The following is a 13,904-nucleotide window of genomic DNA, read 5'->3' as shown; positions in this document are numbered from 1 at the left end:
ATCCACTGGGCGGCGTCGTCGCTCACAGCGTGGGCGCGGCGCTGCCCGTGCTGTGTGAGGAGCCCGCCCTACGATGACCCCCTGGAGCCGCCTACGCTACGCCCTTGCTGAGCGCCACTGGGCCGCCGCCGGCTACATGTTCGGCTGGGCGGCGCTGTCCCAGCTGCCCCGCCCGGTCGCCAGCGCCTTAGCAACCCTCGGCGCCGATATCGCGAGCAAGCGGGGCCGCGGCCCTATCCAGCTGCGCCGCAACCTCGAGCGCGTCGTGGGCCCCGCTGCGGTAACCCCAGCGTTGATGCGCGCCTCCATGCGCTCCTATACCCGCTATTGGATGGAGGCCTTCCGGCTGCCGCGCATCGCCACCGATCCGCAGCTGCTGGACTCGCTCAATTCCACCGTGCGCGGCTTCGATCACTTAGACGAGCCCCTCGCCACAGGACGCGGGGTGATCCTCACCCTGCCGCACAGTGGCAACTGGGACATGGCTGGGGTGTTTTTGGTCCATCGCCACGGCAGCTTCACCACCGTGGCCGAACGCCTCGAACCCGCCGAGCTCTACGAAGCCTTCGTGGACTATCGCAGCTCCCTCGGATTTCAGGTACTGCCGCACCGCGATGAACAGGGCACGGGCCCCTACCAGAAGCTCAAGCAGACCCTCGATAATGGCGGGGTGGTGTGCCTGCTCGGCGAACGCGACCTGCGCGCCAGCGGGGTAGAGGTGGACTTCTTTGGCCAGCCCGCCCTCTTCCCAGCCGGTCCCGCCCGGCTCGCCCTGGACACCGGCGCCAGCCTGCACGTGGTGCATAGCTTCTATCCCAGCGCCGATACCTGGGGGCTTGATGTTTCCCCAGAAATTGAGGTGGATGATCTGCAGTCCACCACCCAGCGCATCGCCGCGGGATTCGAGGCCAATATCGCCGCCCACCCCGCCGATTGGCACATGCTGCAGCCACTCTGGCTCGCCGACCTCGATCCGGCGCGCCTCGCCCGGAGCCGCGCCGCCCAGCAGTCCGAGAACCCGCCAGCACCGGGCGCCGGAGACACTGGGGAGGGCAATTAATGCGTATTGGTATCGTGTGCCCCTATTCCTTCGACGAGCCCGGCGGCGTCCAGGCCCATATCTTGGATCTCGGGCACGCCCTGCGCGAACGCGGACACTATGTGCGCGCCATCGGCCCGGCCACCAACGCTGCGGAGGTGCCCGACTGGGTGGTTCGCGGCGGCAGAGCGGTGCCGATTCCCTATAACGGCTCGGTGGCGCGCATCTCCGTTGGCCCGCACGTCGATAGCGGGTTGAAGCGCTTTATCACCGAGAACAACTTCGACATTCTGCATATTCACGAGCCCAACTCGCCCAGCTTTTCAATGACGGCGTTGCGCCTGGCCCACGGGCCGATCGTGGCCACCTATCACGCCTCCAGTTCCGGGTCGAAGCTGCTGAAGCTCTCCACTCCGGTACTGCGGCCGCTGCTGGAAAAGATCCGCGGCGGCATCGCGGTCTCCGAGCTGGCGCGGCGCTGGCAAGTGGAGCAGCTTGGCGGCGATCCGGTGCTCATCCCCAATGGGGTGGATACGCGGCAGTTCGCTGCGGCGCGCCGCCGCAGCGAGGAGGACGAGGCCGGCGGGGCGGCGTCGATAAGCGCAGAGCAGGTGCCAGAGATTGTCTTTCTCGGGCGGCTCGATGAGCCCCGCAAGGGCCTCGATATTTTGCTGCGCGCGCTGACGCAGTTGGATCGTCCCTTCCGCTGCACGGTGATCGGGGCCGGGACCCAGCGGCCGATGCCAGGGGTGCACTATGCGGGCAAGGTCTCCGATGCGGAGAAGGCCGAGATTCTCGGCCGGGCCGATATTTATGTGGCCCCCAACACCGGCGGGGAGAGCTTCGGCATCGTGCTCGTCGAGGCCATGGCCGCCGGTTGTGCCGTGCTCGCCAGCGATCTAGAAGCCTTCGCCGCGGTGACCAACGCCTATAGCGATACCCCCGCCGGGCTGCTGTTCCCCAATGGTAATGCTGCGGATCTGGCCGCACAGCTGCGGCGGCTCATCGACTCGCCCGCACAACGTCGCAGCCTCGTAGACGCCGGTGTGGCCCGCGCCGCCAGCTATGACTGGGATACAGTGACCACGCAGATCCTGCAGGTGTATGAGGCCGTCGCCGATGGCACCAGCGTAAAACTGAAGTGAAAGGTACGTCATGAGCGCGGTATATGTACTCCTTGCCATTGTCCTCACCACGGTGGTGCTCTGGGCCGTCTTTACCGCTCAGCGACTCAACCGGATGCATATTCGGCTCGATGCCGCCTTGGTGAACCTTCAGGCGGCGCTCGATATGCGGGCCGCCGTGATCGCGGCAAGTATCGAGGAGGTGGCCTCCTACGCCTATGCCGCGCAGAACGAGCCACTGGATCCGCACCATGTGTCGCTGCGGGTGGATAAAGAAAAAGAACTCATCAAGGCCCTCAAAAAATACAGCGCGGCTCACGCGGATGAGCCCCTGCCCAGACCTATTATCGACGCGGTGGTGCGGGTGCAGCTGACCCACCGCTTCTACAACGATGCGGTGGTGGACACCCGTGCGCTCCGGATTCGCCCCGTGGTGCGCGTGCTGCACCTGGGGGGACGCGCCCCCATGCCGCAATACGTGGAATTGCCGCTTGCCACCCCCTTTATGGAAAAAACCTCCCACGATACGGGCAAAAAAAGCTAGCATTATGTGGCTAAAGATGTTCGATCGGCTCAAGAAGGGTTGGTTTATTCCCAGTGGCAGACACCAATGGAGTACACGCAGGCGTTACTGACCGCCTGCTCGGCGGAGTGATCATGGATGTGGTGACTCCCGAACAGGCAGAGATCGCTCAGGCAGCAGGCGCGAAGGCCGTGATGGCCTTGGAGCGCGTCCCCGCCGATATTCGCCGCGATGGCGGCGTGTCTCGGATGTCCGATCCGGACATGATCGCCGGTATCCAGAAGGCCGTGGACATCCCAGTGATGGCCAAGGTACGCATCGGCCACTTCGTGGAAGCACAGGTCTTGCAGGCCCTCGGTATTGACTGGATCGACGAGTCCGAGGTGCTCACTCCCGCCGATCACTCCCATCACGTGGATAAGCATCGCTTCGAGGTGCCTTTTGTCTGCGGTGCCACCACCTTGGGCGAGGCCCTGCGCCGTATCGCCGAGGGCGCGGCCATGATTCGTTCCAAGGGCGAGGCCGGCACCGGGGATGTCTCCAATGCTGTGACGCATATCCGCACCATTCGCGCCGAGATCGCGAAGCTGGCGAGCCTCGATGAGACGGCCCTTTACCATGCCGCCAAGGAGCTGCAGGCCCCCTATGAGCTGGTGCGGCAGACCGCCTCCACCGGCCGGCTGCCGGTGACCCTCTTCGTCGCCGGTGGCGTGGCCACCCCGGCCGATGCCGCCATGATGATGCAGCTCGGTGCCGAGGGCGTATTCGTCGGCTCCGGCATCTTCAAGTCCGGTAATCCAGAAAAGCGGGCGCGGGCCATCGTCGAGGCCACCGCGCACTACAACGATCCCAGCGTGATCGCCGAGGTCTCGCGCTCCCTTGGCGAGGCCATGGTGGGCATCAATTGCGATGATCTCAGCGAGCAGCAGCGCATGGCCGATCGCGGCTGCTAAGCACCGCCGGCCCCGTCCACGCTATGCAGCAGCCACAGCCCTCCCAGATCGAGCAGCTCTGCGATCTCCGCGCCATCGCCACGGATGAGTTTCAGGCGCCGGTGGTGCCCACCTCGCTGGAGCGCACCTTCGGCGGCCAGCTCGTGGCTCAGGCTGTGGCGGCGGCGGCGCGTAGCGTCGATGCGGAGTTTTCTCCGCATTCTCTGCATTGCTATTTCCTCGCCCCCGGTGATCCGGCCCAGCCCACCCAGGTGAGGGTGCAGCGACTGCGCGAGGGGCGCTCCTTTCACTCCCGGCTGGTGAGCCTCTCCCAATCCGGGCAGCTGCTGTGCAGCGCGCAGGTGAGTCTGCACCACGGCAGGGATGCTGGGCTGAGCCACTACGAGCCCGCTCCAGTGCTGCCGGCTCCGGAGGAGATTTCCCGCGCCGACTCGGCGCGGGCGGCGTTTTTCGATCGCGAGTGGCCGGAGTGGGATATCCGCATTGTTCCCCGCGAGCGCTTAAGCGCCCCACTCACCGCCGCCGCCACCCAAGTGGCGTGAATGCGCTCCACCGCGGCGCTGCCGGCAGATGCGCTGCTGCATAGCTGTGCGCTGTCCTATATCTCGGATGCCACCCTGCTCTCCGCCGCCCAGGTGCGCCACCCGCATACCCCGCTGCAGATGGCCTCCTTGGATCATTCCCTGTGGTTTCTCCGCCCGGTGCGGGTGGATCAGTGGCTGGCCTATGTGCAGACTTCGCCGGCGGCCGGCAGCGGCCGCTCCTTCTGTGAGGGGCGGATCTATGATGCCGCTGGGCAGCTCGTTGCTATCGCCACACAGGAAGGCCTGACTCGGCACCTGAAGCACTCACGCTATACTGATAAACCGCTTACTAACGACTGTTGAACGCGAAGTTTTTTCAAGAGAAGAGGAACGCTGATGTCAGGCCACTCAAAGTGGGCAACAACCAAGCACAAGAAGGCCGCTAACGACGCCAAGCGTGGCAAGGAGTTTGCCAAGCTGATCAAGAATATCGAGGTGGCGGCCCGTACTGGCGGTGGCGATCCGGCAGCGAACCCGACCCTCGATGACATGATCCGCAAGGCCAAGAAGGCCTCGGTGCCCAATGACAATATTGAGCGCGCCCGCAAGCGCGGCTCCGGCGAAGAGGCTGGCGGCGCCGACTGGCAGTCCATCATGTACGAAGGCTATGGCCCGGGCGGCGTGGCCATGCTTATCGAGTGCCTCACCGATAACCGCAACCGCGCGGCCTCCGAGGTGCGCAGCATTATGTCGAAGAACAACGGCAACATGGCCGAGTCCGGCGCCGTGGGCTACCTCTTTACCCGCGTCGGCGTGGTGGTCGTGGACAAGGGCGAGCTCACTGAGGACGATGTGCTCATGGCTGTGCTCGACGCCGGCGCCGAAGAGGTCAATGATCTCGGCGAGAAGTTCGAGGTCGTCTGCTCTCCCTCTGATACCCGCGGCGTGCGCGCTGCCTTGGAGGAAAACGACATGAAGGTCGATGACGCCGACCAGGATTTCCGCGCCTCCGTCGAGGTGGAGGCCGATGCAGATCTCGCCCGCAAGATCCTGCGTTTGGTGGATCTGCTCGAGGATTCCGATGACGTGCAAAACGTCTACTCCAATATCAATATCTCCGACGAGGTGGCCGCTCAGCTCGACGCTTAGCGACGCCGCCCGCCAGGCGCATCCCGTCTGCGGCATGATCAACGCCCTCTCCCTGCAGCCACTGCGGCGGCGAGGGCGTTTTCTGCGCCCCGCACACCGCTGATACGGGATCGTGCGAAAAAATGTGCTAAACATGGTCTGAGACAACGAGGAGGACACACGGGTGCGCGCTGCAAACACCATGGAGGGCCTGCGGGTGATGGGCATTGACCCAGGCTTGACCCGCTGTGGCCTGTCTGTGGTGCAGGCAGGGCGGGGTCGGGCCGTATATCCCGTGGCTGTGGGGGTGGTGCGCACCCCGGCGAAAGATGAGCTGACGGCGCGTCTGCTCCAGCTCAGCCAGGCGGTGAAGGAATGGATCCGAGACTATGATCCAGATGTGGTGGCCATCGAGCGCGTCTTCGAACGCGGTAACGTCTCGACGGTGATGCACACCGCCCACGCCGTGGGGGTACTCGTGCTCGCCGCCGCCGAGTGCCACATCCCAGTGCACATGTACACCCCCTCGGAAGTGAAGAAGGCCATCTCGGGCAATGGCCGCGCCGATAAGAAACAAATGACCGCCATGATCACCCGCATTCTGGGGCTGGCGGAACCACCCAAGCCGGCCGATGCTGCCGATGCTTTAGCGTTGGGGGTATGCCACTGCTGGCGCGCCCCCGCCCTGGCGCACCAAGCGGAGCTGGCCAAGCAACACCAAAGGAGCAGCAGCACATGATCGCATCCCTGCGCGGAACCTGTATTGATCTCGGCCTCTCGGGCGCGATCATCGAATGCGCCGGAGTGGGCTATAGCATCAGCGCCACCCCGCGCACCCTCGGCACCATGCGCCAGGGAGAGGAGTGCTTCGTGGTGGTGGCGCAGATCGTGCGGGAAGACTCCATGGAGCTTTTCGCTTTCGCCAATAGCGAGGAAAAGGAGTTCTTCCATCTGCTCTGCACCGTCTCCAAGGTGGGGCCCAAGTTGGCGCTGGCCGCGCTCGCCATGGCCAGCCCCACCGAGCTGGCCGGATATATCAGCCGCAGCGATGCCGCCGCGCTGGAGAAGATCCCCGGCGTGGGTAAGCGCACCGCGGAGCGCATGGTGGTGGATCTGAAGCAGAAGGTCGAGCCCTTCGTCGGCGCCGTCGCCCCGCAGCCCAGCACCGCCGCCCCCGCACTCAGCGGTGGGGTGGCCGAGGATGTGGCCGAGGCCTTGGAGAACTTGGGCTTTAGCCGCAAGGATGCCGATGCGGCCGTGGCGAGCGTGCTGGCCGCCCAGCCGGAGTTGGACGTCTCCGCCGCCTTGCGCGCCTGCCTCGCCACGCTGAGCAGCAACTAGGCTCGAGGAGCAAGTGGGAAGGACACCTGCGCTATGTCGAATGTAGAAAAGACCGAGTTTCAGCTCCCCGAGGGGGCAGTGCGCCCGCCGGATTCTGCTCTGAGCCCGCAGCTCAACGAGGGCGAGCACGATGATGAGGTGAATCTGCGCCCGAAAAGCTTGGGCGAGTTCATCGGCCAGCCCAAGGTGCGCGAGCAGCTCGAGCTGGTGCTGGGCGGCGCCAGGAGCAGGGGAGTGGCGCCCGATCATGTGCTGTTATCCGGCCCGCCTGGGCTGGGCAAGACCACCATGGCGATGATCATCGCCGCCGAGCTCAACTCCAATCTGCGTATGACCTCTGGTCCCGCACTCGAACGCGCCGGCGATCTTGCAGCCATGCTCTCCAATCTCACCGAGGGTGATGTGCTGTTTATCGACGAGATCCACCGCATGGCCCGTCCGGCAGAAGAAATGCTCTACATGGCGATGGAGGATTTCCGTATTGATGTGATCGTCGGCAAAGGCCCCGGGGCCACCTCGATCCCCTTGGAGCTAGCTCCCTTCACCTTGGTGGGGGCGACCACCCGCTCCGGTATGCTCACCGGCCCCTTGCGTGATCGCTTTGGCTTCACCGCCCAAATGGAGTTCTATGGTCCCGCCGATCTCACCTGCGTGGTGCTGCGCGCCGCCAAGATCCTCGGGGTGAGTATCGATGAGGATGCCGGCCACGAGATCGCCTCCCGCTCCCGCGGCACCCCGCGTATCGCCAATCGGCTGCTGCGGCGGGTGCGCGACTATGCCGATGTGCATTCCAATGGGCATATCACCCTCGCTGCAGCCCAGGCCGCGCTCGTGGTCTTTGATGTCGATGAGATGGGGCTTGACCGCCTGGATCGGGCGGTGCTCAGCGCGTTGATCAAGGGCCACGGCGGCGGACCGGTGGGAGTGAGCACCCTCGCCATCGCGGTGGGTGAGGAGCCCTCGACCGTGGAAGAAGTCTGCGAGCCCTATCTCGTGCGCGCCGGCATGATCAGCCGCACCGGGCGGGGTCGAGTGGCCACCGCCGCTGCCTGGCGCCATATCGGCCTAGAGCCGCCGGAGGGAACCGTGGGGCTGTTCTAGCGCCTCCGCGAACACCGGCGGGTGTAGATCCCGTTGTTCGCGGCGCCAGAGTTTGGCACACTGGTAGGCACTATGTCGACTCTATTTCTGCTCATTATTCTGGCGCTCTTTTTGCTGCCCGCCTTTTTACAGATGCGCACTCAGCGCAAGCGTCTCAATGAGATCCGCCAGGTTCAAGAATCCCTGCGTCCCGGCGACCGCGTGGTCACCAGCGCTGGGCTCTACGCCACGGTGCGCGATCGCAGCGAGAACACCGTGGATCTCGAGATCGCCGAGGGCGTGGTCTCCACCTTCGAGCTGATCGCCGTGGTGCGCACACTCGAGGCCCCTGGCGCCGAGTCCGCCCCGGTGATGGAGGAGACGAGCGAGCAGCCGCTGGCACCGCAGTACGAGGAGCAGTCCGCTGAGGGGGTACACCCGGAGAATCTGGAGCAGCCGCATCCGGAACAGCAGGATGCACCGGCCCCCGAGCAGCACCCCGAAGGTTGGCAAGGCTCGGCTGAGAACCGCCGCGACTAAGCTGTTGATTTCATTCACCGCCTCCACTGGCTACTAATTCAGTGGGGGCGTGTCCTATGCCGTACTATGGTCGAATGACCTGCGCGCGCTGTGCATGCGGCGCGCAACCGCCGCCCCAGTACATCCTTGTGGCGGCGGCTGATTCACGCCGGTTGATGAGGTACGCGGGCCACGGCGCCCGTGGCGAGGCTCATCTGTTCATTGGAGGAGGAAACGTTCGTGGCATCCCGCAGCAAGCGGTCGCAGCTGGGACCATCGGCGTGGCCGAAGCGGGCGATCGGCGTGTTTGCGCTGATCCTCGTGCTGGTTTACGCCCTGGTCTTGTTCACTGGAGACCGCAGGCCCGTCCCCAAGCTGGGTATTGATCTTCAAGGCGGGACCCGGGTGACCCTGGTCCCACAGGGCCAGGATCCCACCTCGGAGCAGCTGGCGCAGGCGCGCACCATTCTGGAAAACCGCGTGAACGGTATGGGCGTCAGCGGCGCGGAAGTGATCACCGATGGCGATACGCTCGTGATCTCCGTGCCGGGTGAAGATACCGCCCAGGCCAAGGCGCTCTCGCAGACCTCGCAGCTGATGTTCCGCCCCGTGCTCACCCCGACCGAGATCCCATCCCCGGAAGATAATCTTTCGGCGCTGGAGACCATGGCGAATCGCTGGGTCAGCGTCGGCGCGAGCACCAAGGAGTACGCCCAGAGCGTGCTCGACGAGGTCGCCACCACCTTGTCGAATAACTCGGAGCAGCTCGTGGGCGAGAAAAAGACCTTCGATGCCCCGAAGGTGAGCGAGAATCCGCCGGCCGAGCCAAAGAACTCCTTGGAGCAGGCCGAACAGCGCGATAAGGAGCTGGAGGTACTCCGCGAGGACCGCCAATCCGATGATCTGGCGCGGCAGGTAGCGGCCCGCCAGCTCATGGTGTGTGAGCAACAAGAAGATCGCTCGCAGCCGGCACCGCTGGATCCGCTCGCCGGTACCGATGATCCGAAAAAGCCCTTGGTGGCCTGTGATCCGAGCGTGGGCCAGGTGATGCTTCTCGACGCCGTCCCGCTGCTCGTGGGCCAGACCGATGAGGAGCAGGGCACGCGCCTGACCGGTAATGAGATCGATACCTCCCAGCCGATCACCGGTGGCTTCAATCCCGAGCGCAACACCATGGAGATCAACTTCGCCTTTAAGTCCTCCGGTGGCGAGCAGGGCTCCTCGACGTGGGCGAAGCTGACCGAGGAGTACCTGCAACGGCAGATCGCGATCACCCTTGACTCGCAGATTATCTCCGCCCCGGTGATCCAATCCGCCACCCCGGTGGGATCGGGCACCTCGATTACGGGTAGCTTCTCGCAGCAGGAGGCCACCGAGCTGGCCAATAACCTGCGCTATGGTGCGCTGCCCTTGAGCTTCGCCGGCGAAAACGGCGAGCTCGGCGGAACCACCACCACGATCCCGCCCTCGCTGGGTAGCGCCTCGCTGCAGGCGGGCCTGATCGCGGGCATTGTGGGTCTGGTCCTTATCGCCGTCTTCGCCTTCAGCTACTACCGCGTCTTCGGCGCTCTGGCGATCTTCACCCTCGTGGCGGCCAATGCCTTGGTTTACGGTGCCTTGGTGCTGCTGGGCCGCTGGATCGGCTATAGCCTCGACTTGGCCGGTATCGCTGGTCTGATTATCGGTCTGGGCACGACCGCCGACTCCTTCGTGGTGTTCTATGAGCGCATCAAGGATGAAATCCGCGATAATAACCGCACCTTCCGCTCGGCGGTGCCGCGCGGCTGGCAGTCTGCCAAGCGCACCATTCTCAGCGGTAATACGGTGTCGCTGATCGCGGCCATCGTGCTCTACGTCCTCGCAGTCGGATCCGTCAAGGGCTTCGCCTTTACCTTGGGTCTGACCACGATCTTCAACTTGGTCGTCACCTTCTTGGTGACCGCGCCGCTGGTGCTGCTCGCCAGCCGCCGCGCGTGGTTCAATAAGACGTCCCGCAATGGCTTTGGCGCGGTGATGAAGGTGCGCGATGAGCGCGCCGCCGCCGGCTCCGCTCCGGAGGCGCCCTATGCCAATGAGGTTATCGCCGGCAACGGCTCGAACGATGCGGCAGGAGAGAAGTAACCATGAGTGATACCTCTATCATCAAGCGGCTCTACACCGGCGAGGGCGGCGTCGATTTCATCGGCAAGCGCAAGCGCTGGTACACCATCGCCGCCATCGTCATCCTTATTGCCCTCGCCTCGATCGCGATCCGGGGATTCAGCCTCGGTATCGATTTCCAGGGCGGCACCAAGATGAATATGCCCGCCGGGGATCTCGACGAGACCCGAGTGGAGCAGGTCTTTGAAGACGCCACCGGGGTGGACCCGCACGCGGTGCAGGTCGTCGGTTCGGGCGATGCCCGCATCCTGGAGATCACCTCGGAGCGGCTCGGCGAGGAACAGATCAATGACGCCCGCGCGGCGCTCTATGATGCCTTCCAGCCCAAGGACTCGCAGGGAGAGCCCTCCCCGGATGCCATCGGTGACTCCACCGTCTCCGAATCCTGGGGCTCGACCATTACCGAACGCATGCTGCTGGCCATGGGCGTATTCCTGGCGCTCGTCTTCGCCTTCATTGCCCTGCGCTTTGAGAAGCTCATGGGTGTATCCGCCATCGCGTGTATCACGGTGGACGCGATCGTGATCTCCGGTGTGTATGCCCTCATCGGTTTCGAGGTCACCCCCGCTACCGTGATCGGCCTGCTGACCGTGCTGGCCTTCTCGCTCTATGACACCGTGGTGGTCTTCGATAAGGTCTCCGAACTCACCGCCGGTTTTCAGTCCTCGCGCCGGCGCACCTATGCGGAGCTGGCCAACCGTGCCATTAACCAGACGGTGATGCGCTCGATCTCCACCACGGTGCTCTCGGCGCTGCCGATCATCTCGCTGATGGTGGTCGCGGTGTGGATGCTCGGTGTGGGCACCTTGAAGGATCTCGCACTGGTGCAGCTCATCGGCGTGGTGCAGGGTACTCTTTCCTCGATCTTCCTCGCCGCTCCCTGCTTGGTGTCGATGAAAAACCGCACCAAGGAAGTACGGGAGCACAACGCTGCCGTGGAGCGCTATCGCTCCGGGGCAGCAGAGGATCCGGAAGATTCTCCGGTCGATACCGGCCGCACGGTTCAGGCCCCGCAGCCGGCGGAGCACGGGCAGCCGGAGGCGCTCAGCTGGCGCCCCACCACCCACTAGTGATGTGCCTGGCGGTGCGGACCGCATGGCCACGGCAGCGGCGGTGTCCTGCGGGGCACGTCGGCTGCGGTGGCGCAGGTGAGCGTCGATAAGCACAGCAAGAATGAAGGAAACCCTGATGAGTGCAGGAATGACTCTGCGCCGCGTGATCGTGATGCTAGCTGTGGGGGTTCTCGGGCTGGCCGGCTGCGCGGAGGAAGAACAGCCGCCGCAGGAAGTCTTCGGCTATGCCGTGGACACCCCGCTGGTGACGACCAATGCGGCCTCCACAATCGGGGTGAGCACCAACGCGGAACAGCTGGCCTCACGGCTATATCCGCCGGTATTCGTGCACGGCCCGCAAGGGCAGACCATCCCCAATATGGATCTGGCGCAGGGCCAGTCCTTGCCGGGACAAAGCGTGCAGATCATTTACACCATTAATAAGAGCGCCATCTTCTCCGATGAGGTGCCGGTGACCTGCGATGATTTCTATCTCTCCTTCATCGCCGCGACGCAGGAAGCCTATTTCAAAGCCTATAACCCGCTGATGCAGCAGGTCGCCGATGTGAAATGCGAGCGCGGCTCCAAAAACTTCACGGTGCAGTTCAAGGACTCCTTCGGCTCCCGGTGGAAGCAGCTTTTCGGCCCCGGCACCGTGCTGCCCGCCCATATCATCGCCCGCGCCGCTGGGCTGAGCGAAGACGAGATGTGGCAGGCGATTACTAGCGGCGCCCCCGAGCAGATGAACAAGATTGGCACCGCATGGAACGATGCCTTTTTGCTGAAGAACTTTGACCCCGAGCTGCACGCCTCCTCAGGCCCGATGAAGATCTCCGAGGTGCTCGACGATGGCTCGGTGGTGCTCGTGCCTAACCCGCACTACGCAGGAGACGCCCCCTCCCTGGATAAGATCGTGGTCTATCCCGCCGGGGTGGACCGGGTGGCCAAGGCCGAGCAGAACTCCTTGGAGATCGCGGATCTGGTGAATGCCTCCTCGATCGACTGGGTGGACCGCAATGACACCGCCAACCCCTATGAGGTCACCCGCGAGGTGGGGCAGCTGATCGAACAACTCAATCTCGCCAACTCGGGGGTGCTCGCCACCCCAGAGAAACGGCGGGGCTTTGCCGCCTGCGTGGATCAAAATGAGATCGCCCAATTGTCCTCTGGGTATTCCGGCGTGGATGTGCCGCCGGTAGGCACCCGCCTCAGCCCGGCGATCGCGCCGACCTTTGAGAGCACCCGCGATATTTCCGATCGCAATCTCGGCACCGATATGGCCAAGGCCCGTGCCGAGCTAGAGGGAGCGACGATCCGTATCGGCTATACCGCCCCCGATCCACGGAAAAAAGCGATTGTGGAAGCCATTGGGGAAAGCTGTGCCAAAGCCGGGATCACGATCACGGATGTCTCGGATATCACCAATGATCTCGGTGATCTCTCCCGCACCGCCACGAATGAGTGGGGCGGCCCAGCCGATCTGGAGGGGAAAGCCGATGCGATTTTGGTGGCCGTGGATACCCGCACCGAGTACGCCTCAGTGAATGCGCCCGCGAATAATAGCGAGCTATTGCGCCAAGCGGAGGAGCGGCTGTGGGATGAGATCCCCTCCATTCCGCTCGCTGCCCAACCCCGCACGTTTGTGGTGGACAACTCGGTGGGTAACGTTGTTCCTAACACCTCACGAGCGGGGATCGGCTGGAACATGTCGCGCTGGCAGGTCACATAACCTGCGCTCGCCTCTCGCGGCGCCGGCGTCGTATCGCCGCGGTGCGGTCGTGGCAGTCGATCGCGTTCGTGGGGGAGCGTCCCAACTTCATGCTCGATGAATCCCGTGCACCTTTGGTGCCCGCTGGGTGAGCCTGCGGCTGCCCAGCACCTGACAGGAAGGCCACACGTATAGCCATGTCGTATGCAACCGCCCGCGACGCCCTTGCCGATCGCATCCGCTATGTGCCCGATTTTCCCGCCGAAGGCGTGATCTTTGAGGACCTCACCCCGGTGCTCGCCGATGGGGAGGCGCTACGGGTGATCGTCGATGAGCTCTCCCAGGCTGTGAAAGAAATGGGTGCGGAGATGATCGGCGGCCTCGATGCCCGCGGCTTCCTGCTCGGCTCTGCGGTGGCCTATAAGCTCGGCATGGGCGTGCTGGCGATCCGGAAAAAGGGCAAGCTGCCGCCGCCGGTCTTCAGCGCGGAATATGACTTGGAATATGGCTCGGCAGCGCTCGAGATCCCCGGCAGTGGCGTGGAGTTGCAGGGGCGCAAGATTGCGCTTGTCGACGACGTCCTCGCGACAGGCGGAACTCTCTGCGCGGCGCGCAGCCTGCTGGAAAAGGCCGGGGCCACCGTGGTGGGCAATGCTCTCGTGCTGGAGGTCGGCGGCCTCGGCGGCCGGCAGAAGCTCGAAGACGTACCCTTGGTTGTCCTCAACAATGGGGATATCGCCTAGGTTTATCTAA

General features: G+C 64.2%; 15 protein-coding genes. All 15 read left to right on the top strand.

Annotated features, from left to right (window positions below; genetic code table 11):
• Positions 1–73: 73 nt before the first annotated feature.
• The 15 genes from KR227_RS01160 to KR227_RS01090 all read left to right on the top strand — a co-directional run bounded on the left by KR227_RS01160 (position 74) and on the right by KR227_RS01090 (position 13,894).
• Positions 74–1,060: a phosphatidylinositol mannoside acyltransferase gene (locus tag KR227_RS01160; protein WP_218363368.1), complete on the top strand. Its 987-nt coding sequence runs from the start codon at positions 74–76 to the stop codon at positions 1,058–1,060.
• Positions 1,060–2,184 carry a glycosyltransferase family 4 protein gene (locus KR227_RS01155; protein ID WP_218363367.1) on the top strand — a complete coding sequence of 375 codons (1,125 nt, stop codon included), beginning with the start codon at positions 1,060–1,062 and terminating at the stop codon, positions 2,182–2,184. Before KR227_RS01160 ends, KR227_RS01155 begins: the two co-directional genes overlap by 1 nt.
• Before the next feature lie 10 nt (positions 2,185–2,194).
• Positions 2,195–2,707, top strand: a complete 513-nt coding sequence (locus KR227_RS01150) for a hypothetical protein (protein ID WP_218363366.1) — start codon at positions 2,195–2,197, stop codon at positions 2,705–2,707.
• Positions 2,708–2,760: 53 nt separating this feature from the next.
• Complete coding sequence (pdxS, locus tag KR227_RS01145; RefSeq protein WP_218363365.1) at positions 2,761–3,639, top strand: pyridoxal 5'-phosphate synthase lyase subunit PdxS; 879 nt, start codon at positions 2,761–2,763, stop codon at positions 3,637–3,639.
• A gap of 23 nt (positions 3,640–3,662) precedes the next feature.
• Entirely contained in the window at positions 3,663–4,181 is a 519-nt protein-coding gene (locus KR227_RS10875) for an acyl-CoA thioesterase domain-containing protein (protein ID WP_218363364.1), read from the top strand.
• The gene (locus tag KR227_RS10870) at positions 4,182–4,526 is read left to right on the top strand and encodes an acyl-CoA thioesterase domain-containing protein (RefSeq protein WP_218363363.1); all 345 of its coding nucleotides are present in this window, start codon (positions 4,182–4,184) and stop codon (positions 4,524–4,526) included.
• Positions 4,527–4,559: 33 nt separating this feature from the next.
• The gene (locus KR227_RS01130) at positions 4,560–5,312 is read left to right on the top strand and encodes a YebC/PmpR family DNA-binding transcriptional regulator (protein ID WP_218363362.1); all 753 of its coding nucleotides are present in this window, start codon (positions 4,560–4,562) and stop codon (positions 5,310–5,312) included.
• Positions 5,313–5,493: 181 nt separating this feature from the next.
• The gene (gene ruvC / locus KR227_RS01125) at positions 5,494–6,030 is read left to right on the top strand and encodes a crossover junction endodeoxyribonuclease RuvC (protein WP_151528863.1); all 537 of its coding nucleotides are present in this window, start codon (positions 5,494–5,496) and stop codon (positions 6,028–6,030) included.
• Entirely contained in the window at positions 6,027–6,632 is a 606-nt protein-coding gene (ruvA, locus tag KR227_RS01120; protein WP_218363361.1) for a Holliday junction branch migration protein RuvA, read from the top strand. Before ruvC ends, ruvA begins: the two co-directional genes overlap by 4 nt.
• 33 nt (positions 6,633–6,665) lie before the next feature.
• On the top strand, positions 6,666–7,733 hold the full coding sequence (ruvB, locus tag KR227_RS01115; RefSeq protein ID WP_218363360.1) for a Holliday junction branch migration DNA helicase RuvB: 1,068 nt from the start codon (positions 6,666–6,668) through the stop codon (positions 7,731–7,733).
• A gap of 72 nt (positions 7,734–7,805) precedes the next feature.
• On the top strand, positions 7,806–8,252 hold the full coding sequence (gene yajC / locus KR227_RS01110) for a preprotein translocase subunit YajC (RefSeq protein WP_218363359.1): 447 nt from the start codon (positions 7,806–7,808) through the stop codon (positions 8,250–8,252).
• A gap of 219 nt (positions 8,253–8,471) precedes the next feature.
• Positions 8,472–10,352, top strand: a complete 1,881-nt coding sequence (gene secD, locus KR227_RS01105; RefSeq protein WP_218363358.1) for a protein translocase subunit SecD — start codon at positions 8,472–8,474, stop codon at positions 10,350–10,352.
• Between the two features lie 2 nt (positions 10,353–10,354).
• Positions 10,355–11,461, top strand: coding sequence for a protein translocase subunit SecF (gene secF / locus KR227_RS01100; RefSeq protein ID WP_218363357.1), 1,107 nt, complete (start codon positions 10,355–10,357; stop codon positions 11,459–11,461).
• A 118-nt stretch (positions 11,462–11,579) separates the two neighbouring features.
• Complete coding sequence (locus tag KR227_RS01095; protein ID WP_218363356.1) at positions 11,580–13,172, top strand: ABC transporter substrate-binding protein; 1,593 nt, start codon at positions 11,580–11,582, stop codon at positions 13,170–13,172.
• Between the two features lie 176 nt (positions 13,173–13,348).
• Positions 13,349–13,894, top strand: a complete 546-nt coding sequence (locus KR227_RS01090) for an adenine phosphoribosyltransferase (RefSeq protein ID WP_218363355.1) — start codon at positions 13,349–13,351, stop codon at positions 13,892–13,894.
• The last annotated feature ends 10 nt before the right edge of the window (positions 13,895–13,904 follow it).

The sequence above is a fragment of the Corynebacterium sp. TAE3-ERU30 genome, from assembly GCF_019209925.1.
GTDB lineage: Bacteria > Actinomycetota > Actinomycetes > Mycobacteriales > Mycobacteriaceae > Corynebacterium > Corynebacterium megadyptis.
Note: the sequence above shows the minus strand (reverse complement) of the source record. Positions and strands in the feature narration are given on the sequence as shown.

Coding starts and splice junctions, on each gene's coding strand:
- KR227_RS01160 (WP_218363368.1), top strand. CDS start 74: ATGACCCCCTGGAGCCGCCTACGCTACGCCCTTGCTGAGCGCCACTGG.
- KR227_RS01155 (WP_218363367.1), top strand. CDS start 1,060: ATGCGTATTGGTATCGTGTGCCCCTATTCCTTCGACGAGCCCGGCGGC.
- KR227_RS01150 (WP_218363366.1), top strand. CDS start 2,195: ATGAGCGCGGTATATGTACTCCTTGCCATTGTCCTCACCACGGTGGTG.
- KR227_RS10875 (WP_218363364.1), top strand. CDS start 3,663: ATGCAGCAGCCACAGCCCTCCCAGATCGAGCAGCTCTGCGATCTCCGC.
- KR227_RS10870 (WP_218363363.1), top strand. CDS start 4,182: ATGCGCTCCACCGCGGCGCTGCCGGCAGATGCGCTGCTGCATAGCTGT.
- KR227_RS01130 (WP_218363362.1), top strand. CDS start 4,560: ATGTCAGGCCACTCAAAGTGGGCAACAACCAAGCACAAGAAGGCCGCT.
- ruvC (WP_151528863.1), top strand. CDS start 5,494: ATGGAGGGCCTGCGGGTGATGGGCATTGACCCAGGCTTGACCCGCTGT.
- ruvA (WP_218363361.1), top strand. CDS start 6,027: ATGATCGCATCCCTGCGCGGAACCTGTATTGATCTCGGCCTCTCGGGC.
- ruvB (WP_218363360.1), top strand. CDS start 6,666: ATGTCGAATGTAGAAAAGACCGAGTTTCAGCTCCCCGAGGGGGCAGTG.
- yajC (WP_218363359.1), top strand. CDS start 7,806: ATGTCGACTCTATTTCTGCTCATTATTCTGGCGCTCTTTTTGCTGCCC.
- secF (WP_218363357.1), top strand. CDS start 10,355: ATGAGTGATACCTCTATCATCAAGCGGCTCTACACCGGCGAGGGCGGC.
- KR227_RS01095 (WP_218363356.1), top strand. CDS start 11,580: ATGAGTGCAGGAATGACTCTGCGCCGCGTGATCGTGATGCTAGCTGTG.
- KR227_RS01090 (WP_218363355.1), top strand. CDS start 13,349: ATGTCGTATGCAACCGCCCGCGACGCCCTTGCCGATCGCATCCGCTAT.